Source organism: Pseudomonas sp. SORGH_AS_0211 (genome assembly GCF_031453455.1).
GTDB classification, from domain to species: domain Bacteria; phylum Pseudomonadota; class Gammaproteobacteria; order Pseudomonadales; family Pseudomonadaceae; genus Chryseomonas; species Chryseomonas aestiva.
The window spans coordinates 3,467,101-3,491,694 of record NZ_JAVIZV010000001.1; the positions used below are offsets into that span (position 1 = coordinate 3,467,101).

At 66.8% G+C, this 24,594-nt stretch carries 17 protein-coding genes and 1 pseudogene; 11 read left to right on the forward strand and 7 right to left on the reverse strand.

Features of this window, described 5'->3' with window-relative positions:
• Positions 1 to 9: 9 nt before the first annotated feature.
• Entirely contained in the window at positions 10 to 1,179 is a 1,170-nt protein-coding gene (gene nhaA, locus QE393_RS16085) for a Na+/H+ antiporter NhaA (RefSeq protein WP_310044630.1), read from the reverse strand.
• A 274-nt stretch (positions 1,180 to 1,453) separates the two neighbouring features.
• On the opposite strand from nhaA, the gene QE393_RS16090 reads away from it, so the two are divergent.
• Positions 1,454 to 2,599 carry an HPP family protein gene (locus QE393_RS16090; protein ID WP_310044633.1) on the forward strand — a complete coding sequence of 382 codons (1,146 nt, stop codon included), beginning with the start codon at positions 1,454 to 1,456 and terminating at the stop codon, positions 2,597 to 2,599.
• A 3-nt stretch (positions 2,600 to 2,602) separates the two neighbouring features.
• Here the strand turns inward: QE393_RS16090 and QE393_RS16095 are convergent, their stop codons facing one another.
• Positions 2,603 to 4,228 (reverse strand): methyl-accepting chemotaxis protein, encoded by a 1,626-nt coding sequence (locus tag QE393_RS16095; protein WP_310044634.1) that lies wholly within the window; start codon positions 4,226 to 4,228, stop codon positions 2,603 to 2,605.
• 158 nt (positions 4,229 to 4,386) lie between these two features.
• On the opposite strand from QE393_RS16095, the gene QE393_RS16100 reads away from it, so the two are divergent.
• Both QE393_RS16100 and QE393_RS16105 read left to right on the forward strand, forming a co-directional pair.
• On the forward strand, positions 4,387 to 4,818 hold the full coding sequence (locus tag QE393_RS16100) for a DUF4398 domain-containing protein (RefSeq protein ID WP_187980324.1): 432 nt from the start codon (positions 4,387 to 4,389) through the stop codon (positions 4,816 to 4,818).
• A gap of 29 nt (positions 4,819 to 4,847) precedes the next feature.
• Positions 4,848 to 5,231, forward strand: a pseudogene (locus QE393_RS16105) (DUF4398 domain-containing protein); the annotation flags it as partial.
• Positions 5,232 to 5,282: 51 nt separating this feature from the next.
• Here the strand turns inward: QE393_RS16105 and QE393_RS16110 are convergent.
• A complete protein-coding gene (locus QE393_RS16110) occupies positions 5,283 to 6,944 on the reverse strand; it encodes a bifunctional metallophosphatase/5'-nucleotidase (RefSeq protein ID WP_310044636.1) in 1,662 nt (553 codons plus the stop codon).
• 196 nt (positions 6,945 to 7,140) lie between these two features.
• Here QE393_RS16110 and QE393_RS16115 point away from each other — a divergent pair, with 196 nt between their 5' ends.
• From QE393_RS16115 to QE393_RS16145, 7 genes are all read left to right on the forward strand, one after another.
• A complete protein-coding gene (locus tag QE393_RS16115) occupies positions 7,141 to 7,548 on the forward strand; it encodes a biopolymer transporter ExbD (RefSeq protein WP_310044638.1) in 408 nt (135 codons plus the stop codon).
• A 2-nt stretch (positions 7,549 to 7,550) separates the two neighbouring features.
• Positions 7,551 to 8,324: an energy transducer TonB gene (locus tag QE393_RS16120; protein ID WP_310044640.1), complete on the forward strand. Its 774-nt coding sequence runs from the start codon at positions 7,551 to 7,553 to the stop codon at positions 8,322 to 8,324.
• Positions 8,325 to 8,348: 24 nt separating this feature from the next.
• The gene (locus tag QE393_RS16125) at positions 8,349 to 10,637 is read left to right on the forward strand and encodes a TonB-dependent receptor (protein WP_310044642.1); all 2,289 of its coding nucleotides are present in this window, start codon (positions 8,349 to 8,351) and stop codon (positions 10,635 to 10,637) included.
• Between the two features lie 14 nt (positions 10,638 to 10,651).
• Positions 10,652 to 11,302, forward strand: coding sequence for a MotA/TolQ/ExbB proton channel family protein (locus QE393_RS16130; RefSeq protein ID WP_310044645.1), 651 nt, complete (start codon positions 10,652 to 10,654; stop codon positions 11,300 to 11,302).
• Positions 11,303 to 11,359: 57 nt separating this feature from the next.
• The gene (locus tag QE393_RS16135; RefSeq protein ID WP_310044646.1) at positions 11,360 to 11,914 is read left to right on the forward strand and encodes a GNAT family N-acetyltransferase; all 555 of its coding nucleotides are present in this window, start codon (positions 11,360 to 11,362) and stop codon (positions 11,912 to 11,914) included.
• A 74-nt stretch (positions 11,915 to 11,988) separates the two neighbouring features.
• Positions 11,989 to 12,996 (forward strand): NAD(P)-dependent alcohol dehydrogenase, encoded by a 1,008-nt coding sequence (locus tag QE393_RS16140; RefSeq protein ID WP_310044648.1) that lies wholly within the window; start codon positions 11,989 to 11,991, stop codon positions 12,994 to 12,996.
• Between the two features lie 83 nt (positions 12,997 to 13,079).
• Entirely contained in the window at positions 13,080 to 13,472 is a 393-nt protein-coding gene (locus QE393_RS16145) for a response regulator (protein ID WP_187980332.1), read from the forward strand.
• Here the strand turns inward: QE393_RS16145 and QE393_RS16150 are convergent.
• Positions 13,469 to 13,852 (reverse strand): response regulator, encoded by a 384-nt coding sequence (locus QE393_RS16150; RefSeq protein ID WP_310044649.1) that lies wholly within the window; start codon positions 13,850 to 13,852, stop codon positions 13,469 to 13,471. The two genes, QE393_RS16145 and QE393_RS16150, sit on opposite strands and share 4 nt — an antisense overlap.
• Before the next feature lie 244 nt (positions 13,853 to 14,096).
• On the opposite strand from QE393_RS16150, the gene QE393_RS16155 reads away from it, so the two are divergent.
• Complete coding sequence (locus QE393_RS16155) at positions 14,097 to 17,438, forward strand: PAS domain S-box protein (protein WP_273806646.1); 3,342 nt, start codon at positions 14,097 to 14,099, stop codon at positions 17,436 to 17,438.
• 550 nt (positions 17,439 to 17,988) lie between these two features.
• On the opposite strand, the gene prpF is transcribed toward QE393_RS16155, so the two are convergent.
• The 3 genes from prpF to QE393_RS16170 all read right to left on the reverse strand — a co-directional run bounded on the left by prpF (position 17,989) and on the right by QE393_RS16170 (position 24,272).
• Positions 17,989 to 19,140 (reverse strand): 2-methylaconitate cis-trans isomerase PrpF, encoded by a 1,152-nt coding sequence (prpF, locus tag QE393_RS16160; protein ID WP_310044652.1) that lies wholly within the window; start codon positions 19,138 to 19,140, stop codon positions 17,989 to 17,991.
• Between the two features lie 21 nt (positions 19,141 to 19,161).
• Positions 19,162 to 20,052, reverse strand: a complete 891-nt coding sequence (gene yghX, locus QE393_RS16165; RefSeq protein ID WP_310044654.1) for a YghX family hydrolase — start codon at positions 20,050 to 20,052, stop codon at positions 19,162 to 19,164.
• Positions 20,053 to 20,156: 104 nt separating this feature from the next.
• Positions 20,157 to 24,272 (reverse strand): CheR family methyltransferase, encoded by a 4,116-nt coding sequence (locus QE393_RS16170; RefSeq protein WP_310044656.1) that lies wholly within the window; start codon positions 24,270 to 24,272, stop codon positions 20,157 to 20,159.
• Between the last annotated feature and the right edge of the window lie 322 nt (positions 24,273 to 24,594).

A 24,594-nucleotide genomic window follows, 5' to 3' on the forward strand; every position in this document is an offset into this window, starting at 1 on the left:
CAGTCCTCGTTAACGACGACGGGCGGCCAGGAGCAGGACGGCGATGCCGGCCAGGGCGGACAGCAGCGACCCCAGCAGCACGCCGATCTTGACCTCGTCGACCAGGAAGGGCGCACCCGGAAAGGCCAGGGCGCCAATGAACAGGCTCATGGTAAAGCCAATCCCGCAGAGCAGGGCCACGCCATAGAGTTGCAGCCAGCTGGAGCCTTCCGGCAGTCGCGCCAAGCCGCTGCGGATGGCCAGCACCGCCATGAGGGAAATACCGATCTGCTTGCCGAGGAACAGCCCCAGGGTCACGCCCAGCGGGACCGGATCCAGCAGGTTGGCGGGTGACATCCCGGCCAGGGAGACCCCGGCATTGGCGAAGCCGAACAGGGGCACGATCAGGAAGGCCACCCAGGGGTGCAGCGCGGACTCCAGCTTGAGCAGCGGCGAGGCGTCGTCGGCCTCGGTATCGCCCAGGGGAATGAACAGCGCCAGGATCACCCCGGCCAGGGTCGCATGGATGCCCGAGCGCAGCATGCAAAACCACAGCAGCGCCCCCACCAGCAGATAGGGCAGCAAGGCGGTGACCTTGAAGCGGTTGAGCACGAAGAGCACCGCCACCAGCCCTGCCGCGGCCAGCAGCATGGTGGTGAAGAGATCGCTGGTATAGAACAGCGCGATGATCAGCACGGCGCCGAGGTCATCGAGGATCGCCAGCGCCGAGAGGAACACCTTGAGCGAAACAGGGACCCGCGAACCCAGCAGCGACAACACGCCGAGGGCAAAGGCAATATCGGTGGCGGCGGGAATCGCCCAGCCCGACAGGGTCTGGGGATCATGGCGGTTGACCAGGGCGTAGAGCAGCGCCGGCACCAGCATGCCGCCGAGGGCCGCGAGACCCGGCAGGGCGCGATCGCCCCAGCTGGCGAGTTGGCCGACCGCCATCTCGCGCTTGATCTCCAGCCCCACCAGCAGGAAGAAGATGGCCATCAGGCCGTCGTTGATCCAGTGGCCCACGGAGAGCCCGCCGATGTACCAGTGCAGGCTGGCGAAATAGCCCTCGGCCAGCGGCGAGTTGGCGACGATGAGGGCGATGGCCGCGGCCACCATCAGCACGATGCCACCGGCCGCTTCGGCCGCGCAGAAGCGATTGAGAAAGGCCAGGGCCTTCGCTGGAGAAAGAGGGGAGTTCATGGGCAGCCGTACTCCGCGCGGCGGCCCGACCTGCGCTCGATTCAACCTGTCCTACCGCGAGGTTGCGGCGACACCCAGCCGATCATCCTACTACGGCAATCCGGGTGGTCGCAGCAGAAAATCTCTTCGGGACCGTGGCCGCTCTGGGTCGCTGCCTGGCCGCCGGCGGTGGCGGCCGTGGCCTTCGCCGCTATTGCCAGGGCTCCGTACAGGGTGGACCATCAGCGCCCTCGTCCTGCCCAGCCGCCGCTTCGCCATGTCCCAGGAACCCCTTGTGCCGTCTTCATCCCTCCACGCCCGCCTGGTCCAGGGCCTGCGCGCCTTCTGGCCGGCGCCGTTGCCCATCGACGGTCGCGAACGCCTGCGCGCCAGCCTGGGCGCCGGCCTCGGCATCCTGCTCGCCGCGCTCCTGGCGGCCTGGTGGCTGGAGGGCCAGCCGGTGCATCAGCATGGCGCCCTGGCGCTGGCCCTGGTGGCGCCGCTGGGCGCCAGCGCCGTGCTGGTGTTCGCCCTGCCCTCCAGTCCGCTGGCGCAGCCCTGGTCGGTGGTGGGCGGCAACACCCTCTCGGCGCTGATCGGCATCGCCTGCGCGCGCTGGGTTCCCGAAGCCAACCTGGCCGCCGCGGTGGCGGTCGCCCTGGCCATCGCCGCCATGTTCACGCTGCGCTGTCTGCACCCGCCGGGCGGCGCCTCGGCGCTGCTGATGGTGCTTATCGGCGCCCAGGACTTCGGCTATGCCTGGAGTCCGGTGGCACTGGACTCGCTGCTGCTGGTGAGTGCCGGCCTGCTCTACAACAACCTGACCCGCCGCCCCTGGCCCCATGTGCCACGCCCCGCCGAACCGAGCGGCGAGACGCGCCTGCAGCGCGCCGACCTGGACGCCGTGCTGGCGCGCTACAACCAGGTGCTGGACATCAGCCGCGATGACCTTGCCGAATTGCTCGAACAGGTGGAGGCGCGTGCCTACCAGCGCAAGATGGGCGAGCTGCGCTGCGCCGACGTCATGAGCCACGAACCGGTGACGGCCCGCGCCGAGATGCCGCTGCAGGAAGCCTGGGCGCTGATGCGCGCCCGCCGTATCAAGGCGCTGCCGGTGGTGGATCGCCAGGGCCATCTGCTGGGCATCGTCACCGTCGCCGACTTCATGCGGCAGATCGACCTGGACGTCCACGAGGGCCTCGGCTGGCGCCTGCGCTCGCTGGTCCGGCCGAAGGCCCGCCAGGACGAAAACAGCGTCGGCCGCATCATGACCCGCACCGTGCGGGTGGCCAGCGCCGACCGCCTGCTGATCGACCTGGTGCCGGTGTTTTCCGAGAATGGCCACCGCCACATCCCCATCATCGACGGCTCGCGCCGCCTGGTCGGCATCATCACCCAGTCGGATCTGATCCGGGCGCTGTACCAGGCGGTGCGGGCCTAGGGCTCACACCTGGAAGCGATTCACCAGCCCCTGCAGGTCCACCGCCAGGCGTGACAGCTCCTGGCTGGCGGCGTTGGTCTGGCGGGCACCGTCGGCGGACTGGGTGGAGAGATCGCGGATGTTGACCAGGTTGCGATCCACTTCCCGGGCCACCTGCGCCTGCTCTTCGGCCGCGCTGGCGATCACCAGGTTGCGCTCGTACATCTCGCCGATGCGGCTGTTGATCTCGTCCAGCGCAACCCCGGCGGTTTCCGCCAGGGCACGCGTGGCCTGGGCGCGCTGACTGCTGCTGTGCATGGAGCCCAGCGCCTGACTGGCACCGCTGCGCATGCCGGAGACCATCTGTTCGATTTCCAGGGTGGACTGCTGGGTGCGGCTGGCCAGGGCGCGCACCTCGTCGGCGACCACGGCGAAACCGCGGCCGGCCTCGCCGGCGCGCGCCGCCTCGATGGCCGCATTGAGCGCCAGCAGGTTGGTCTGTTCGGCGATGGCGCGAATGACGTCGAGCACCTTGCCGATGTCCTGGGACTGCTCGGCGAGCCGCTGGACCAGCGTCCCGGTGGCGGAGACCTCGTCGGACAGGGCGGCGATGGCGCCCAGGGTGTCGGCGACCCGGGTCTGGCCCTGCTGCGCGGCCTGGCTGGAGGCCCGCGAGGCTTCGGAAGTGGAGACGGCGTTGCGCGCCACCTCGTCCACCGCGGTGCTCATCTCGGTGACGGCCGTGGCGGCCTGTTCGAGCTCATCGTTCTGCTGCTGCAGGCCCTGGCCAGCGGCCTCGGTGACCGCATTGAGCTCTTCGGCGGCGGTCGCCAGCTGGGTGGAAGAGCCGGCGATACGCGAGAGGGTCTCGCGCAGCTGCGCCTGCATCTGCTGCAGGGCGCGCTGCAATTCGCTCACCTCGTCGCGGCCTTGCACGGCAAGGGTCTGGGTCAGGTCGCCCTGGGCGACGCGGCGGGCGGCCAGCAGCGCCTCGCGCAGCGGTCCGACGATGCTGCGGGTCAGCAGCCAGGCCATGAGCACCGTGGCCAGGGCGGCCAGGGCGATCACCGCGATGACGATCAGCCGCGAGGCGGCGTAGCGGTCCGCCGAGATCCTGCCGTCGCGCTCGATGCCGTCGGCATAGAAGTCGCCCAACTCACCCAGCTGCTTGCCGGTGCCGTCCACCACCGGCTTCATGTCCACCAGCGTCAGCTTGTTGAGGGCGGCGGTATCGCCACGCCGGGCCAGGGCGAAGGACTCGGTCATGCCCTGCTGGTAGGTGGCAAAATCGCGCTTGAACAGGTCCCAGCGCTGGCGCTCCTCGGGGGTATCGACAAGGACCTCATAGGCCTTGATGCCGTCCATGAGCACCTTGTTGCGTGCCTCGTACTGGCCGACATAGGTATCGATGTTGCGCGGGTCCGGGTCCAGCGCCAGGCGCAGGGAAATGGTACGGATGCGCAGCATGTTCTCGCGAATGGCATCTACCGCGCGGATGCTGGGCACCCAGTCACGCTCCGTCACCACCTGCCGTTCGCGGATACCCGCCATCTGCGCCAGGGAAAACAGCCCGAGAAAAGCCACCATCAGCGCGATCAGGCCGAAGCCCAGCGCGGCTCGGGGCGCGATGTTGCAGTTGCGTAACAGCATGGAAGTCTCCGTGGCCGCTGGCCCTTATTGTTGTCAGACAACAGATATCGGCCGCTACCCCCTGACCTTGAGCGCAGCGGTCGCAGCGAACCTCGCCGCGTTTTCGCCGTCTCAAAGGCACTGTCGCCCATTCCGGGCGACCTGCCAGGAATGTTCGGATGAAAACCGGTCCCTCTCGCGCCTCCCCGTTCTCCGCGCCTCGTGCGCTGCTCGCCAGCCTGGTCCTGGGCGGCGGTCTGCTGCTCGCGGGCTGCGCCGGCAATCCGCCGACCGCGCAGATGGCCGTGACCCAGTCGGCCGTCAACGAAGCCGTGAGCGGCGGCGGCAACCAGTTCGCCCCCATCGAGACCAAGTCGGCCCAGGACAAGTGGACCCAGGCCCAGGCGGCCCTGTCCAACGAGAAGTACGACGAAGCCAAGCAACTGGCCGAGCAGGCCGAGTGGGATGCCCGCCTGGCGACCCGCAAGACCCAGGCCGCCAAGGCCGCGGCGGCGCTGCAGGATGCCCAGAACAGCATCCAGCAGATCCGTGAGGAAGGTCAGATCAACCTCCAGCTGCAACAAAATCTACAGAAAAAGGTGCAGCAGTAAGGCTGCCCGCTCTCTTGAAGGACGAAACCATGCGTAAACGTTTTCTGCTCCCGCTGATGTCGGCGCTGACCCTGACCCTGGCCGCCTGCGCCACCCCGCCCAACCCCAATCTGGAAAAGGCGCGCAACGACTACGCCGCCCTCGAGTCCCAGCCCCAGGCCACCCAGCTGGCGGCCCTGGAAACCAAGGATGCCGGCACCTGGCTGGCCAAGACCGACAAGGCCTACAAGGACGGTGAGAACGAGCGCACCGTCGACCAGCTGGCCTACCTGACCCAGCAACGCATCCAGACCGCCATGCAGACCATCAAGCTGCGCATGGCCGAAGCCGAGCTGAAGAAGGTCGACGCTCAGCGCGGCGAAACCCGCCTGAACACCCGCACCCAGCAGCTGCAGCAACTGCAGAAAGCGATCAAGTAAGGTCGCGCGTCGCGGAGCCCCAGGGGCTCCGCGACCACCCTCCCCTCAGCCGTCCTGCCGGCGAAGGCGCCCAGCCGATTCGGCCTGTCCCGCAGGCGTGCCCAGGCGATCCTGCTGCACCAGATAGCGCTCCAATGCCTCCAGATCGGTGATGGCGGTCTCCCGTCGATTGCTGCCGTCCTTGAGCAGGACTGCGCCATCGCCGCCATCGGCGAGGAAGTTGTTGGCCACTACCCGATAGCGGCGATCGTCGGCCAGCGCTTCGCCATTCAGGCGAATGCTGCCCGGTACGACGCGCTGCCCGACCGGGCGACGTCCATCCCAGACATAGGTGAAGTCTTCCGATACCTGCAGCGGCCTGGCGTCAGGATCGCGACTCCATTGCTGCTCCAGCAGCTCGCGTAGCTGGGCGCCGGTCAGATCGACCAGGGTCAGGGTGTTGGCGAACGGCTGACAACTGGCGAGCTGGGCATAGGTCAGGCGCGACTGGCCGGGCGCCAGGGCCAGTTGGTTGCGGATGCCGCCACTGTTCATCAGGGCGATCTGGGCGCCCTGATCGCGTACGGCCGCCAACTGGGCATCGGCGATCAGATCGCCCAGGGCACTTTCTCCGGCAGTGTCGTAGCGCGGCTCCAGACGGGATACCCCCAGGCGGGCGATCGGACGCTCCAATACCGTCTTGCTGTGGGCCGCAACCCGGGCGACCCAGGCCGCCAGTTGCGGATTCGGCCGATAGTGCCCCGGGACCACCGGCAGGTTTTCCATCTGAACCCCTGTCACACGTCGCTGGTGAGGATCGATCTGCAGGCTCACATGGCTGACCAGTTGGCCGTAGGACCCGCCCTGAAAGACCGGCATCCGCCCCACATGGCAGGTATAAGCCCGGTGACTGTGGGCGCTGGCGACCAGGTCGATGGCAGGGTCCAGGCGCTTCACCACCTCGACGATCGGCCCCTGGAGGTCCTGGCAATCAGGACCTCCCGCCAGGCTGGTACCGCCCTGGTGGATGATGGCGACGATGGCGTCCACCTTTCGAGCCTTCAGCTCGGGAATCACCGCGTTGATGCTATCCGCCTCGTCCATCACCTTGAGCCCGGCCAGCCCCTTCGGCGAGACCACCTGGTCCAGCTCCTTGAGCACGGCCCCGACGAAGGCGATCTTCTGCCCGTGGGCCTGGAGGATGCGATAGGCCGGGAACAACGGCTGATTGGTGCGCGCGTCCAGCAGGTTGGCCGCCAGATAGGGAAAGCGCGTGCCCTGCCAGCGCGGCTCGAACTGGCAAGCCTTGGCTGGTCGGCTGGAATCGCAGCCGCCCCGGACCTGGCGCAGCAGCTCGGCCTGGCCATTGTCCAGCTCGTGATTGCCCACCGCCGAGAGTTGCAAGCCGAGCAGGTTCATGGCCTGCAGGGTGGGTTCGTCGGCCCACAGCGCGGAGACCGCAGGACTCGCGCCGATCAGATCGCCACTGCCAATCACCAGGGTCTGGGGATCCTCCTGGCGCAGGTGATCGATGAGCCCGCCGACGTTGGCGATACCGCCCATGAGCTGCCCCTTGCGTCCCTGGTCGAACAACGCCGGATTGGGCTCCAGATAGCCGTGAAAGTCGTTGATCAGGGCCAGGTTGACCGTGACCGGCTGGGGTGACGGACTGGCACAACCGGCTAGCAGCAGCACCAAGGCCAAAGACGCTGGAAAACGCGAACGCATGGATGAGCTCCGGACAAGCACCTCAGGTCAGAGCGGTCTGCTCCAACGAAGCGGGGCAGCATGCCCAGCCTTTATGACAGTCAATTGGCATCCAGAGAGCGATGTCAAAGTGTAATCACCACGCAAGAAAACAGTCGCCGAAGCGTCAAGGACGGTTGTTAGGGTCTCGGGCTTCCGATAAACCGTAGGCCTCACCATGAAAGCCTGGGACGAACCCAAGAAGCGCAAAGCCCATATCGAACTCATCCCGATGATCGACGTGATGATGTTCCTGCTGGTGTTTTTCGTACTCATCAGCCTCAACGTGATCCCCGCCCTGGGCATCAAGACCCAACTGCCAGGCGCCAGCAGCGCCGTGCAACTCAAACCGCAGAACAAGGCCATCGTCACTCTGGCCGCCAGCGGCGATCTGCAGCTCGATGGCGAACCCCTGACCCTGGCCGAGCTGCCCGGGCGACTCAAGGCCCAGGCCAGGCCCGACAGCCAGACCACCATCATCATCAACGGCGACAAGGCGGTCGCCATCGAGCGGCTGGTGGAGGTGATGGACAGCCTCCGCCAGGGTGGCTTCAACGCCATCTCCATCGCCACCCGCAAGCCCTGACCATGTACGCCCTCTATCGCTCCCGCCATGTCCTCGGCTGGTTGCCAGCGGCGCTGGCAGCCGTGTTCATCGCCTGGACCCTGCAACGGGTGCCGTTGAAGATCCAGCCCAGCTACGACGAGCCGCCGGTGCAGCTCGCCCTGGCCGAACCCGAGCGCGAAGCGCCGATATCACCGGCGCCGGAAGTAGAGACACCGCCGCCACCGCCGGTCCTGGAGCCCGAACCCGAGCCCACGCCGGACGTGCCACCCGTCGTAACGGAGCAACCGGTCGCCCTGCCGCCACCCAAGCCGCGGCTGGCGCCCAAGCCCCAGCCGAAACCCAAGCCTCGGGTGGAGCACCACCCCAAGCCCGTGCCCAAGCCACAGCAGCCCGTCACGGCTCCCGTCGCAACGCCGCCCAAGGCGGTGGAAGCTGCGCCGCGCCCTGCACCGCCTGCCCCACCGCCTCCCAAACCGCGAGTGGATACCCAGGCCTTGGAGGGCGGCTACCTGCAGGGCGTGCGCGGTGATCTGGAGCGCTACAAGCAATACCCCACTGGCCGCCAGGCGTCCCTGGAGCGCCCCAGCGGCAAGGTGGTGGTCTGGCTGCTCATCGACCGCAACGGCAAGGTCCTCGACCGCGGTCTGGAAGAACGCGCCAGCAGCATGCTGCTCAATCGCGCCGCCACCAGCAGTCTGGGACGCATCGAGCAGGTCAAGCCCTTCCCAGCGGAAGCCTTCGCCGGGCGCAGTCAGCTGCGCATCACCGCCACCTTCGACTATTCGCCCCGTTAACCACCAGCCTTTCGAGGATTCGAGATGAACCGTAGCAAACTCTGTCTCGCCATCATGGCGGCCAGCCTGGGACCCGGCCTGGCCTGGGCCGACGGCACCGCCGAACGCGACGTGGGCACCATCGGTGTCCAGGGCAACACCACCCTGGGCAGCGGCTACCTGGCCCCGGAGCAGAGCGCCAAGTCGCGCTCCAGCCTGACCCGCGAGGCGATGGACAAGCAGACCGCTACGGCCAACGCCATCGATCGCCTCCAATACACGCCCGGCCTGCACGTCAGCAGCAACGACGCCAGCGGTATTTCCGGTTTCAACTTCACCATGCGCGGTCTCAATTCCAGCGAGATCGGGGTCTCGGTGGATGGCATGCCGCTCAACGACTCGGGCAGCTACAAGGTCTACGCCAACCTGCTGGGCGATCCGGAGAACCTGGACCAGATATTCGTCACCCAGGGCTCCTCGGAACTGGACGGCCCGCACATCGGCTCCAGCGGCGGCAACATAGGTTTCACCACCGTCCGTCCAACCAAGGACAGCGACGTCTTCGTCAAGCAGGCGGTAGGCAACAATGGCCTGACCAAGACCTTCGCCCGGCTCAACACCGGCGAATTCAACGGCTTCAGCAACTGGCTGTCGGCCTCTCATACCGAGGGCGAACTCTGGCGTGGCAAGGGTGCGGTGCGTGCCGACCGGGTCGAATTCAACAGCTTCTTCGACCAGGGCAACGGCAATACCGCCAATCTGATCCTCAAGTACTACCGGCAGGACAACGACAGCTACACCAAGCTGACCAAGGCCCAGTTCCAGCAGGGGGGCCGCAGCTACACGCCGGCGCCAGACAACCCGGTACTGGGCAGCAACGGCAAGATCGCCCGCTACTACGAGTTCAGCAAGAACCCCTTCGAGAACTTCAGCGCCATCTTCAACGGCCACCTGCAGTTGCAGGACACTCTGGCGCTCAGCTTCAACCCCTATTTCTACTGGGGCGACGGCAGCGGCAATGGCTACTTCAGCAGTGCGCTGAATCGCAATTCCAGCCGCAATGGCGTCTATGACCTGAGCAACCTGAACAGCGCCGCCGGTTATGCCGCCGATGGCACGCCCAACTCTGGTGTCTACTACCGGCCCTCGCGCACCCAGACCTGGCGCCCGGGTGTGACCACCAAGCTGACCTGGGACGTGAATGACGCCCACAGCCTGCAATTCGGCTACTGGTTCGAATATGCCCGGCAATCGCAGACCCAGCCCTATATCCCGATCGACGCGGCGGGCAAGGCAGGTGACAACTTCTGGCCGGATGCCCGCAGCGTGGTGGACGCCCGCGGCAACCGGATCCAGGGCCGCGACCGCTACACCGAAACCCCGGCGCACAAACTCTGGGTGCAGGACACCTGGACCCTGAGCCCTGACTGGACCCTGAACGTCGGCACGGCCTACCAAAAGGTGGAGCGCAAGGCCGACAACCATGGCGATCTTGGCAGCCTGCCCTTCGAGCGCTCGCGCAGCTACGACGCCTTCCTGCCCAGCGCCGGGCTGAGCTATCAGCTCGATGCGCAGAATCAGCTGTTCTACAACGTCAACCGCAACATGCGCGTGCCGGCCAACTACGTGCTGTACGACAGCAGCCCGGACTCCCTCAACCTGCGACCGGAATTCAGCTGGAACCAGGAACTGGGTTGGCGCCAGCAGCGCGAGACCATGGCCTTCTCCGCCAGCCTGTTCTTCCTCAAGTTCAAGGATCGCCAGGCCTCGAGCAAGGACATCAACGGCGACAGCCTCAGCTTCAACGGTGGCGACGTCGACAACAGCGGCCTGGAGCTGGCCTGGAGCGGCCTGCTGCCTCGCCATTTCAACTACTACACCTCCTACACCTATACCCGCTCCATCCAGCAGGACGACCTGCCGGTCTATAACAATGGGCAGCGCATCGAGCTGCCCACCAAGGGCAAGCAATTCGCCAACGTGCCGCGCAACATGCTGGCCGCCAATATCGGTTATGACGATGGCCGCTACTACGGCACCTTCGGCGGCAAGTACAGCAGCAAGCTCTATGGCGATCTGACCAATGACGAGAGCGTATCGGGCGCCACGGTCTTCAACCTCGGCGCCGGCATCTACCTGCCCACCGACAAGCGCTTCCTCAAGGACGCCACCCTGCGGCTGAACGTCGACAACCTGTTCGACAAGAGGTACCTGGACGACGTCGACAGCGTGCAGACCAACGCCGTCGCCTACCAGGGCTATGCCGGTAGCAGCCCGACCTACAACGTCGCCATGGAACGCACCGTGACCGTTTCCCTGGAAGGCCATTTCTGAGCCCGGAGCCCCGCATGAATACCCAACTCCTGCACGAAGCCACCTTCTACATCCTCTATGGCTGCATCGCCCTGGCGCTGTTCATCGCCATCGAGCGTGGCCTGTTCTTCGCCTACACCCGCCGCCAGGCCAGGCACCTGGCCGAGGCCCTGAGCCAACGCGAGGTGCAGCAGAGCGGTCGGTTGCCCGCCGCCCTGGCCGAGCGGCCCGGGCTGCCGGTGAGCATGATCGCGCCGATCCTGGCCCAGCGCGGTCGGCTCGATCACCAGGCGCTGGAGGATCTGGTCGATACCCAGTACCTGGCCACCCGGGCACCGCTGGCGCGTAGCCTGTGGATCATCGAGACCATCACCACCGCTGCCCCGCTGCTGGGCCTGCTCGGCACCATCCTCGGCATCATCGACACGTTCAAGGCACTGGCCTCGGCCGGGGTGTCCGATCCGGGGCAGATCTCCGGTGGCATCGGCACGGCGCTGTTCGCCACCGGCCTGGGCATCGCCGTGGCCCTGCTTTGCGTGGTCTTCCATAATTTCTTCCAGGACCGCCAGGAGCGCATCAACGAACAGCTCAAGATCGTGCTGATCCGGGCGCGTGGCGCCGCCAGCTGGCCTACCCAGGCCGAGCTGGCTGAAGACCTGTCGCCCGCGCGACTACGCCAGGCTTGAGTCGAGGTCCTCGCGGCGCGCCGCGAGGACGCCCCATGCTGCTGCCGGAGGACTGCCATGCTGCCGCAACCCAGCCTGCTCACCGAACACCTGGCGCTACGTCCCTGTAGCGAACGGGACGTACCTGCCCTGGTGACGCTGGCCGGCGACCTGCGTATTGCCGCCACCACCGGTACCCTGCCCCATCCCTACACCGAGGCGATCGCCCGCGAGTGGCTCGCCACCCACGCAGCGGGCTGGTCCACAGGTAGCCAAGCCCACTTCGCCATCGTCGACCGGACGCACGACGATCTGCGCGGCGTCATCTCGCTGCGCCGTGATGGCGAGGGCACGGCCAATGTCGGCTACTGGATTGGCGTGCCCTCCTGGGGCCAGGGCCTGGCAACCGAAGCCTGCGCAGCCCTGATTGCCTTCGGCTTCGACCATTGGGCGCTGAGCGCCATCAACGGCCGCCACCTGCCAGAGAATCCCGCCTCGGGTCGCGTACTGCTCAAGAACGGCTTTACGCTGCAGGGACGGGTCCGCGCCCTGTTCCCCATCCGTGGCGGGGAGGAGGAGCTGGACAGCTACCAGCTCACTCGTGAGCGCTGGCTGGCTCGTCTGCTGGATTGAATTCCCGCGCGGCGCCTGGGGTCCCTTCTGGATCGGCAGGCCAACCGCGGCCTGCGCCCCAAAGGAGAACGCTCATGCACGCCATACGCCTACGCAAACCCGGTGGTCTGGACCAGCTGGAAGCCTGCGAGCTGCCTGATCCCGGGCAACCGGGAGCGGGCGAGATCCGGGTGCGGATCAAGGCCAGCTCGCTGAATTTCCATGACCTGGGCGTGGTGCTGGGCAAGATGCCGACCGCCGATGGGCGCATTCCGATGTCCGACGGCGCCGGCGTGGTCGAGGCCGTGGGCGCGGGGGTCAGCGAATTTGCCGTGGGCGATCACGTGGTTTCGACGTTCTTTCCCCACTGGCTGGATGGCGAGCCGCCCATCGATGACTTTTCCACGACCCCTGGCGATGGTGTCGACGGCTTCGCCTGCGAGGTGGTGGTACGCCCGGCCACGGCCTTCACCCTGGCGCCCAAGGGCTACAGCCATGCCGAGGCGGCAACCCTGACCACCGCCGGCCTCACCGCCTGGCGTGCCCTGGTGGTGGACGGTGGCCTCAAGGCCGGCGACAGCGTGCTGGTCATGGGTACCGGCGGGGTGTCGATCTTCGCCCTGCAGATGGCCAAGGCCATGGGCGCCACGGTGATCGCCACCTCCTCCTCGGACGAGAAGCTGCAGCGCGCCTATGCCCTGGGCGCCGATCACCTGATCAATTACCGCGACGAACCGGAATGGGGTGCCAAGGTGCAGGCCATCACCGGCGGCCGCGGCGTCGACATCGTGGTGGAAGTAGGCGGTCCGGCCACCCTGGCGCAGTCGATCCAGGCCGCGCGTATCCATGGTCACCTGGCGTTGATCGGGGTGCTCACCGGCGTCGAGGGGCAGGTCCCCACGGCCAATCTGATGCGCCGCCATCAGCGGCTGCAGGGGCTGATCGTCGGCAGCCGCCGCCAGCAGCAGGAGATGATCCAGGCGCTGGAAGGCAACGGAATTAAGCCGGTCATCGATCGCAGTTATCCGCTAGACGAAATCGCCGCGGCCTTCGCCTTCCAGAAGGACGGCAGCCACTTCGGCAAGATCGTCCTGGAGTTCTAATAATGGTCAGACGAAAGCCGGAATGACGCCGGCAAGGCTCTGCTAGACTTCCGGAATCGTCTCGTCGCGTTCCGGAAGTCTCGATGACCTCGCCAGACCCCCTTCCCTATCTCGTCGTCATCGAAGACAACAGCCTGCTCGCCGAGCTGCTGAGCAACCATCTCGAAGATCGCCTCTGCTGGACCTGTCGGCAGTTCGACAATGCCGACGATGCCCTCGTGCATCTGCTCCAGCAGCAGCAGGCCCCCGGCCTGGTGATCACCGATCATCTGATGCCCGGCCAGCTGCGCGGCGGTGAGCTGGCGGAGATGCTGCTCCAGCGTTGGCCCGCGCTGCCCATGGTCATCACCTCGGGCTATGGCTACGAGATCACCACGGCGCTGCCCCCGCAGGTGATCTTCCTGCAGAAGCCCTGGACGCTCGATGAGGTGGATTCGGCGGTACGCCTCGCGCGCGCGCGTCAGGCAGGCGGTTAGACGCCCAGCTGGCCGCAGGCCTTCAGCAACTGGTCGATGGTCCAGGGCTTGGGCAGGAACAGCGCCCGGTCTTCGCGTTCGGCATACTGCTGGCCGGTATAGCCGGACGACACCAGTATCGGCAACTGCGGAAAACGTTGGCGGACCTGTTTGGCCAGGGCGAGACCATCCAGCCGACCGGGCATGCGCACGTCGGTGAAGAGGAGATCAGGCGGCAGCGGGTCGGCTTCGAACCAGCACCAGGCGGCATCGGCGGTGTCGAACGACTGGACGGCATAACCCTCCATCTCGAACACCTCCGTCGCCAGCGATCGCAGTACAGGATCGTCCTCGACCACCAGCACGGTGGTAACGGTTGCGGAAGGAACTACATCGGTCATGGCAACGCTACTTCATTAGTACGACTAAATAGACCGAAATTACTCGAATTGGATCACAACCCTCGGATGGACGGCTGGCCGCTTGGTGCCGGCACTTGTCTGATGCCGTAACAGCTACTTAATTCCCTGCCTGTCGGAAAAAGATGCTGGCAGATCGCTAGCCGGCGCCCGACTCTCTTACTCTAAGGCTCTCGCTGGACGTGATTGGCGTCCGCTTCCGCTGCCCACGCGCTTGAAAGACCCCATGGCTGAATCCGCTCCCTCCTACGCTGAACTCCAGGCCGAAGTCCGTCGCCTCCGCGCCGCGCTCGACCAGTGCACCGCGCTGCCGCCCCAGGACGCCCAGCGGCGCCTGGCGATCTTCGATGGCGCCATCGACTTCGCCATGGTCGTACTGGATCCGGCCGGGGTCATCACCGACTGGAACACCGGCGCCGAGCGCCTGCTCGGCTGGACCGCTGCGGAGATTCGCGGCGCACCGGCGGCATGCTTCTTCACCCCGGAGGACAACCGCAACGGCCGGGCCGCGCTGGAAATGCGGCTGGCGCTGCAGGATGGTCGCGCCGAAGACGAACGCTGGCACCTGCGGCGCGACGGCACCCGCTTCTGGGCCAGCGGCGAGATGCATCCGCTGCACGACGACGCCGGCACCCATACCGGCTTCGTCAAGATCCTGCGCGACCGCACCCCCCAGCACCTGGCCGGCGAGGCCCTGCGTGACAGCCAGCGCCACGTGGGCGAGGTGCAGCGGCAACTGGCGGAGAGCGAGCGCTATTGGCGCGGCCTGTTCGAACAGCTGGACGAGGGCTTCATCCTTGGCACCATCCTGCGCGATGACCAGGGCCATGGCCGGGACTGGCGCTATGACCAGGTCAACCGCGCCTGGTGCACCCACTTCGGCCTGAGCGCGGAACAGACGATCGGCCAGACCGCCCGCACCCTGTTTCCCGAACTCGAAGAACTCTGGGTGGAGGATTTCACCCGGGTGGTGGATACCGGCCAGTCGTTCAGCTACGTGCGGCAATTCCAGTTCAACGGCCGCTGGTACGAAGGCCATGCGCACAAGGCCGGCCCGGACAGCTTTCTGGTGCTGTTCCTGGATGTCACCGAGCGCGAGCAGGCCGCCCAGGCCACGCGTGACGAAGAGCGCTATCGTCGCGCCCTCGCCGAATTGGGCGAAGGCTTCAGCCAGCTGAACGACATCGGGGCGGTCACCGAACTCGCCTGCACCGCCCTGGGCACCATCCTGAATGCCCATCTGGTGGGCTATGGTCTGGTGGACGCCGAGACCGAGACCATCACCGTGGAGCGCGACTGGACGGTCCCGGGTGCCCGCAGCCTGATGGGCACGCTGAATTTTCGCGACTACGGCAGCTACAGCGAGGCCTTCAAACGCGGTGAGACCGTGGTGATCGAGGACGTGCAGGAAGACCCTCGTACCCGCGACAACCTCGCGGCCCTGCAACGCCTGGAGACCCGCGCCCTCGTCAACCTGCCGCTGTTCGAGCACGGCAACCTGGTGGCCCTGCTCTATGTCTGCTCCAGTCAGCCGCGGCGCTGGACGCCGGCCGAGCTGCAATTCATCCGCGAGGTCGCCAATCGCACCCGCTCGGCCACGGCGCGACTGACCGCGGAACGTGCCCTGCGCGACAGCGAACTCAATCTGCGCCTGGTGGCCGACACCCTGCCCTGCCTGATCGCCTTCGTCGATCGCGACCTGATCTATCGCTTCGCCAATATCGAGGCGCCCAAGTGGTTCAAGGACGCCCCGCAGAGCATCCTGGGCCGCAGCATGGGCGAGGTCTTCGCGCCGGAACTGTTCGCTGCCCGCCGCCCGGCCATCCAGGCCGCCCTGGACGGCACTCCGGCGCGACTGGACCTGCCCTGGGCCTGGCCGGACGGTCGCCGGCGCATCGCCGACATCCACTACCGCCCACGGCGCGATGCGCGCGGTGCGGTGGATGGCTTCTATGTCTTCGCCCAGGACGTCACCATCCAGCGCGACGCCCAGGCGCTGATCCAGGCGCAGAATCTCAGCCTCAGCCAGGAGGTCCAGGCCCGTACCGCCGAGCGCGACCGGCTCTGGGCGCTCAGCGAGGACCTGCTGCTCACCGCCGACTTCAACGGGCAGCTCCTGCGGGTGAGTCCGTCCTGGTCGCGCGGCCTGGGCTATTCCGAAGCCGAGTTGCTCAGCCGCCCCTACACCGAACTCATCCATCCCGACGACCTGCCGGGCGTGCTGGTGGCGCTGGACGAACTGCGCCGCAGCGGCCTGCCGACCCGGGTGGAGAATCGGGCCCAGGCGGCGGACGGCAGCTGGCGCTGGCTGTCCTGGACGCTGTCGATAGACACCGAACAGGATCGCCTCACCGGCGCCGGGCGCGACATCACCCGGGAAAAGGACGCCGCGGAAACCCAGGCGCTGCTGGAAGAGCAGTTGCGCCAGTCGCAGAAGATGGAAGCGGTCGGCCAACTCACCGGTGGCCTGGCCCACGACTTCAACAACCTGCTCGCCGGCATCGTCGGCAGCCTGGACCTGCTCACGGTGCGCATCGGCCAGGGCCGACTGAACAACCTCGAGCGCTACACCACCGCCGCCCAGGGCGCCGCCATCCGCGCCGCCGCCCTGACCCACCGGCTGCTGGCCTTTTCCCGCCGGCAGACGCTGGACCCCAAGCCCACCGACGTCAATCGCCTGGTGGCCGGCATGGAAGACCTGATCCGCCGCACGGTGGGGCCGGCGATCCAGATCGAGGTGGTGGCCAGCAGCGAGCTGTGGTCGACCCTGGTCGATCCGCCGCAACTGGAAAACGCCCTGCTCAACCTCTGCATCAATGCCCGCGACGCCATGCCCGAGGGGGGCCGCATCTTCATCGAGACCGCCAATCGGGCGCTGGATGCGCGCATGGCCCGGGTCCGCGACCTGGAAGCGGGCGAATACATCGCCCTCTCGGTGACCGACAACGGCTGCGGCATGCCGCCCGAGGTGATCGCCAAGGCCTTCGATCCCTTCTTCACCACCAAGCCGATCGGGGTGGGCACCGGACTCGGCCTGTCGATGATCTACGGCTTCGTGCGCCAGTCAGGCGGCCAGGCGCGCATCCATTCCCAGGTCGATCAGGGCACCAGCGTCACCCTCTTCCTGCCGCGCCATCGCGAGGTGGCCACTGGCGTCGACCTCGCCGCCAGCCAGCCGACCCTGCCGCGCCAGGGCCACGGCGAGACGGTGCTGGTGGTGGATGACGAACCCACGGTGCGGATGCTGGTGGTGGAGGTGCTGGAAGAACTGGGCTACGCCGCCCTGGAAGCGGCGGATGCCAGCTCCGGGCTGCGCCTGCTGGAATCCGATGTGCGCATCGACCTGCTGATCAGCGATGTCGGCCTGCCTGGCGGGATGAACGGCCGGCAGATGGCCGACGCTGCCCGCCAGCGCCGCCCCGGGCTCAAGGTGCTGTTCATCACCGGCTACGCCGAAAACGCCGTGGTCGGCAACGGCCACCTGGAGCCCGGCATGCACGTGATGACCAAACCCTTCGCCATGGACGCCCTGGCGGTGCGCATTCGCGATCTGATCGAAGGGACCTGAGGTCCGCTTCCGAGCGGATCGCCTCTCACTCTGGAGGTCTCCCCACGTTGGGCTTCGCTGCGCTCAACCCAATCTACGCGGACGCTCTCGGCCGTAGGGTGGATAACGGCGCAGCCTTCCACGGATGACGTGAAGGCTCGCCCCGTGGAAAACGCTGCGCGGTTTTCCACGCTACGGTGACGCGGCCAAGGTACACGAGCCACAACCCCGCATCAGGCTCGATCGCCCCCTCTCCCTCCGGGAGAGGGTTGGGGTGAGGGTGCTCCAGCACAGAGGTCTCCCCACGTTGGGCTTCGCTGCGCTCCACCCGACCTACGCGGACGCTCTCGGCCTTAGGGTGGATAACGGCGCAGCCTTCCACGGATGACGTGAAGGCTCGCCCCGTGGAAAACGCTGCGCGGTTTTCCACGCTACGAGGAGCGGCCCTGGAAGGCGAGCCACAAACTCACGCTGGACTCGATCGCCCCCTCTCCCTCCGGGAGAGGGTTGGGGTGAGGGCGCTCCAGCACGGAGGTCTCCCCACGTTGGGCTTCGCTGCGCTCGACCCAACCTACGGGATCTCCGTCGGTACCCGCACCCAGCCTTCCATCAGGCGGCGGGCGCTGCGGCTCATGCTGGCCTTTTCCACCTGCCAGATACCGGCGACCTCGCGGGCCTGGGCGCCGACCGCCACGCTGCCGGCGGTGTGCGCTATCCGTACCTGGCGACCACCCAGGTCGCCGGTCAGCGCATGAACCAGGGTCCCGGGCAGCGCCGCGGCCACCGCCACGGCGACCGCGCCGGTCCCGGGGATGGCGTGGTGCAGCCTGCCCATGGAGATCATCCGCGCGATGACGTCGAGTTCCTCGGCCTGGACCTGCTGGCCGCCGGCCACCCGGTAGGTCTGGGGCGCGGCGACCAGGCACAGCTTGGGCGTATGCGAGCGCTCCGCCGTCGCCTGGGCAACCGTGGCGGCCAGGCCCATGGCGACCGCGCCCGCGGCGCGCAGGGCCTCCAGGCGCCCCAGCAGCGCCGCATCGCCGTTGACCTGCGCCTGGGTCTCGGTGCCGCTGAGGCCCAGGGTCTCGGCCCGCACGAAAATGGTGGGATTGCCGGCATTGAGCAGGGTCACCGGCAGCCGGCCCAGCTCCGGAACATAGAGTTCGTCAACGGCCCGCCCGGTGGGCAGCACACTGCCATCGGTACCGGTGGGATCGAGAAAATCGAGCACCACCTCGGCCGCCGGAAAGGCCACGCCGTCGAAGCGGAAATCGCCTTCTTCCTGCACCTCGCCGTTGGCCATGGGGACATGGGCGAGGATGCGCTTGCCGAGATTGGCCTGCCAGATGCGCACCGTGGCCAGGCCCTCGCGGGGTGCCTGGACCAGGCCCTCGCTGATGGCGAAGGGCCCGACGGCGGCGCTGAGATTGCCGCAGTTGCCCGACCAGTCGATCACCGGCGCCTCGATGGCCGGGGCGCCGAACAGGTAGTCGACGTCGCAGTCCGGCCGGCAGGAGGGTGCGATCACCACCACCTTGCTGGTGCTGGAGGTGGCGCCGCCCAGGCCGTCGATCTGCTTGCCGTAGGGATCGGGGCTACCGATCACCCGCAGCAGCAGCGCATCGCGCGCCGGACCCGCCGGCGGCAGGTCGCGGGCATGAAAGAACACGCCCTTGCTGGAACCGCCGCGCATGTAGACGGCGGGAATGCGCAGTTGCGGCATCTAAGGTCTCCTCCGGGGTGCCTAGGCGAGATAGCGACCGAACCAGCCCAGGGTACGGTCCCAGGCCAGGCGCGCGGCGGCTTCGTCGTAGCGCGGGGTGGAATCGTTGTGGAAACCATGGTTGGTGCCGGCATAGCGATGCACCTCATAGGTCTTGCCGGCCGCCTTGAGCGCCGCTTCGTAGGCGGCGGCGCCCTCGTTGATGCGCGGATCGTTCTCGGCGTAATGGATCAGCAGCGGCGCCCTGATCGCGGCCACCTCCTCGGCGCGCGGCTGGCGACCATAGAAGGGCACGGCCGCGGCCAGTTCGGGATAGGCCACGGCGGCCGCATTGGCCACCCCGCCGCCGTAGCAGAAACCGGTGATGCCGACCTTGCCGGTGCTGAATTCGTGGCCCATCAGGGTTTCCACGGCGGCGAAGAAGTCGTTCATCAGCTTCTCGGGATCGACCTGCTGCTGCAGTTCGCGGCCCTTGTCGTCGTTGCCGGGGTAACCGCCCATGGAGGTGAGGCCGTCCGGCGCCAGGGCCAGATAGCCGGCCTTGGCCAGGCGTCGGGCGACGTCTTCGATATAGGGATTGAGGCCGCGATTCTCGTGGACCACCACCACCGCCGGCACCTTGCCGCTGGCCTTGGCCGGGCGCACCAGATAACCGCGGACCCGCCCATGCCCCTTGGGCGAGGGGTAGTAGACGTATTCGGCGACGATATCCGGATCGGTGAACTCGACCTGGGTGGCCAGGGCATAGTTGGGCGTCAGGGCCGCCAGCACTCCGGTGGCCGAAAGCCCCAGCACCGCGGCGCAGGCCCCGGCACGGTCGAGGAAGTCGCGACGGCTGATGCGACCGTGCACATAGAAGTCGTAGAGTTCGAGCAGTTCGGGCGAGAAATCCTTGGCGGTGAGGCGGGTCATCGCGGCGCTCCTCTGGCGGGAAACAAGGCATCCGGCCCGATTGGCCAGGCGCCCTGGGGGCTCCCGAGTGTGCCGCGAATCATCTGACTATGCCACTGCCCGCCTTAGCTGGAGACCTGCAATTCGTGCAGCACGGCGATCAGCGCCTCGAAGCTGACCGGCTTGTTCAGATGCCGGGTGAAGCCCGCCGCCCGCGCCTTGTCGACATCCAGCCGGGTGCCATAGCCGGACAGCGCCACCGCCGGAGTGCCGACGTTGCGATCGCCCGCCCGCACCTGGCGCAGGAATTCGTGACCGTCCATCTCCGGCATGCCGATGTCGGAAAGGATGATGTCGAAATCCTGCGTCTGGGCCAGCACCAGGCCCTGCCGGGAGTCGGTGGCGGTGATGACCCGCACGCCCTCCTCCTCCAGCAGCAGCTGCAGGGTCTCGACGATGTCGGGAGAGTCGTCCACCAGCAGGACCCGCAATCCGGCGATGGACTGGTCATCCGCTCGCGCCTCCGGCGCAAGCCGCCGCTCGTCCTCGCACAGGGGCAGCCAGACGCTGAAGCGCGCGCCCTGGTCGAGTCCGGCGGAATGGGCTTCGATGCGCCCGCCGTGGGCTTCCACCAGTTGTTTGACCAGTGCCAGGCCGATCCCCAGGCCGTGCTGGGCGCGGGCGGTGTACTTCATTTCCGCCTGGCCGAACATCTCGAACACCCGCGGCAGGAAGTCCGGCTCTATACCCTGGCCCGTATCGGTGACGTCCAGCCGGGCTTCAACGCCTTCGATCCCCAGGGCGATCTCCACCCGCCCACCGGCCGGGGTGAACTTGACGGCATTGTTGAGCAGATTCCAGACGATCTGGCCGACCCGGGTGGCGTCCGCCTGCACAAACAGCGGCGCTTTCGGTAGCTGCAGGCTGCTGACCTCGACCTCACCCGCCAGCGGCCGGATCACTTCAACGATCTCGCGCAGCTGCTGCACCAGATCCAGGCTCTGGCGCTCCAGCTTGAGCTTGCCGGTACGGATACGCGACAGGTCGAGCAGGTCGTCGATGATCTGCGCCTGGCTGCGCACGGCGCGCTGGATGGCCTCGGTGGCACGCCGCGCCAGAGGCACGTCGCGCAGCACTGGCGAGCGGGTCAGCAGCTCGCTGTTGAGCTGGATGAGATTGAGCGGGTGCTTGAGTTCGTGGGACATCACCGCGAAGAACTCGTCCTTGAGCTGCACCAGGGCGCGCTGCTGTGCCTGCTGATTGGCGTTCTCGCTGGCACGGACGTGATCGGCGGTGGCGTCCCGGGCGATCTTGGCATAGCCGCGACCGCCCGAGGCATTGCTCATGCGACTGAGCACCCCGGTGCAATAGAGGCGGCTGCCATCCTTGCGCCTGAGCCAGCGTTCATCCTGGGCGGCGCCCTGCTCGTCGGCCTGGCGCAGCTCCGCTTCCGGAACCTGGGCGGCCAGGTCTTCCGGAGTGAAGATCAGGCCCATGGGCTGCCCCAGCGCCTCGCGTTCGCTATAGCCGAACAGCCGGGTGGCGCCACCGTTCCAGCTGTTGATGATGCCGCCGGCATCCAGGGTGACGATGGCATAGTCATGGATGTTCTGCGCCATGAGGCGCATGTTTTCCTCGCCATCGCGGGCCCGATCCTGGGCCTTGCGCCGCTCGGTGATGTCGATGAAGGTCAGCACCGCACCTTCGATGCGGTCCTCCGCGGTGCGGTAGGGCAGCAACCGTGCCAGGTACCAGCGGTCATCGTGGCTGCGAACCTCCCGCTCGATCTGGCCGAGGGACTCGAAGACCTGATTGGCATCGGTGGCCAGCTCCGGATAGTCCAGGCGATGGGTGATGTCGAGCAGCGAGCGGCCGGTATCGCTGACGATGATGTTGAAGATGCTGGCGGCGCGCGGAGTGAACCTCTTGATGCGCATGCCGCGGTCGACGAACACCGTGGCGATGTCGGTGGAGGTGATGAGGTTCTGCAGATCGTCGTTGATCTTGCCGGTTTCCTCGATCTTGGACTTGAGCTCGTAGTTGACGGTGATCAGCTCTTCGTTGATCGACTGCAACTCTTCCTTGCTGGTCTCCAGCTCCTCGGTGGCCGAGCGCAATTCCTCGTTGATCGCCTGCAGCTCTTCGTTGGAGGCCTTGAGCTCCTCGGTGGAGGTCTCGGACTGCTCGATGGTCAGCTGCAGCTGCTCCTTGGTGCGCTGCAACTCGGCTTCCAGCTGGGTGAGGACGCTGTCCTTGGCTTCGACGTGATCGCTGACGGAATCGGCGCTCATGACATCTTCGACTTCATCGAAGAGCACCAGCAGGTAGTCGGTGTTGGTGTCGCTGTCGCGGAACGGCCGCACCACCATGTTGATGTAGTAGCTGCGGTCGTCGCGCTGGATATGCACGCGTCGCGCCTCGACGCTCTTGTTGCTCTGCAGCGCCTGAAACAGGGCGGTACGCAGCTCCAGGCGCAACTCCTCCAGCACCAGCGCCGGCAGGCTGTAGCTGGGCTCGCCGCCGACGTACCTCAGGAAGCGCCCGGCCCGCTCGGAGAGGTGCACGATGTTGGATTCGCGATCGACGATGATGCTGGGCGGGGCATATTGCTCCAGCACCCGCTGATGCACCTCGGCGAAGGACACCTTGTTGCGCCGACCGACCTGGTGCGGTGGCAGGCGCACGCTGTGCACGCCCGGATTGAGATTGAGCAGCGGCGTGGGACGCACCACGCTGGTCGCGTGCTTGGCCCGATAGATGCGGTTCTTCTTGTCGACCGTGGCGAACAGGCTGCTCTGCACATCGGCCGACTCGGAACTGCCGAGAAACAGGTAGCCACCCGGCTTGAGGGCGAAATGGAAGGTGTGCAGGATCTCGGCCTGCACCTCGCGATCCAGATAGATCAGCAGATTGCGGCAGCTGATGAGGTCGAGCCGGGAAAACGGTGGATCGCTGAGCAGGTTGTGCTGGGCGAACAGCACCTTCTCGCGCAGCTCCTTTTTCACCCGGTACTGATTCTGTTCCTTGAGCAGGTGCTGGCGCAGCCGGGCGGGGGCGACGTCGGTGACGATGGAACCGGGATAGACACCATAGCGCGCCATCGCCAGGGCATGCTCGTCGAGATCGGTGGCAAAGACCTGCAGGCGCGCGTCCGACTGGCGCAACTCGGCCTGCTCGGTCAGCAGCATGGCCAGCGAATAGGCCTCTTCGCCGCTGGAGCAGGCGGCGCTCCAGACCCGCAGCTCCTGGTCTTCCCCAGCCGGCAGGTGCTCGAACAATTCCGGAATGACGTCGCGTTCCAGGGCCTCGAAGGCCTCGCGGTCGCGGAAGAAATTGGTCACGCCGATGAGCATGTCCTTGAGCAGCGCCGGTGTCTCTTCCGGATGATCATGGAGAAAACCGGCATAGGCCGGCATGTCGGCGATGGCGTTCACCTGCATGCGCCGCTCCACCCGGCGCAATACCGTGGCGGTCTTGTATTGCTTGAAGTTGTGCCCGGTACGGGTGCGCAGCAGGGTGAGGATGTCACGCAGCGCCAGTTGCATGGCCTTGCTCGACGGACCTGGAATCCGGGCTTCGAGATCGAGCTGGTGCAACTCGCCCTGGCTCAGGGTGCTGAGGGTGGCGGCCAGCTCCAGCAGCTTTTGCGGCATCTCCACCACCGGCAGGACGAAGTCCACCACCCCGGCGGTGATCGCGCTCTTGGGCATGGAATCGAATTCGGCATCTTCCGGCGCCTGGGCAAGGGTCACCCCGCCCTGCTCCTTGATACGCCCCAGGCCCACCGAGCCATCGGCACCATTACCCGACAGGACGATGGCGACGGCATGGGTCTTGTGCACGTCGGCCAGGGCGCGAAAGAACAGGTCCACGGCGACATGATCGCCCTGGGGGCGCTCCGCCGGGGCCAGTCGCAGGTAGCCGTCGTTCATGGTCAGGTCGGAGCCGGGCGGGGTCACATAGACGTGCTCGGCCTGGATCGGCACCGGCTGGGTCACCTGCTGCACCGGCAAGCGGGTCACCCGCTGCAGGATCTCGTCGAGATGACTCTGGTGCTCCCGCGACAGGTGCATCACCACCACGAAGGCCATGCCGCAATCGGCCGGCAGGGCTTCGAAGAAATGCAGCAGCGCCTGGATACCCCCGGCAGAGGCCCCGATCCCCACCACCGGAAACGGCAGGTCGCTGGGGGTCAGGTTCCTGGAGTTGTTGGGTCGGGCCACATCCGCCTGGTCGCTCATCTATCCGCCGTCTGCACATCCACAAGAAATCGTGATCGCCGCGTCCGCACCGATCCTGGCACGCCACCTATCCTTCCCGCGGAAAAGACCTGTCGCCGGCCGGAGTATAACGAGCCCAGGCCGGGAGAGCGGGCATCATCCAGCAGTGAGACTGACCGACGGCCGCACCGCCTGAGTGGGACTGGCCAGTGCAGGGCAGGTGCGAGCGAAGCGCGGGACAGCCTGGGCGAGACGGGATTTTGTTGGACTCGCAGCGCGCTCGGCCTCGCCGCCGAGCGCGCGTGTAGGAGGCCAGGCCGTCATCCACCCTAAACGGCAACCG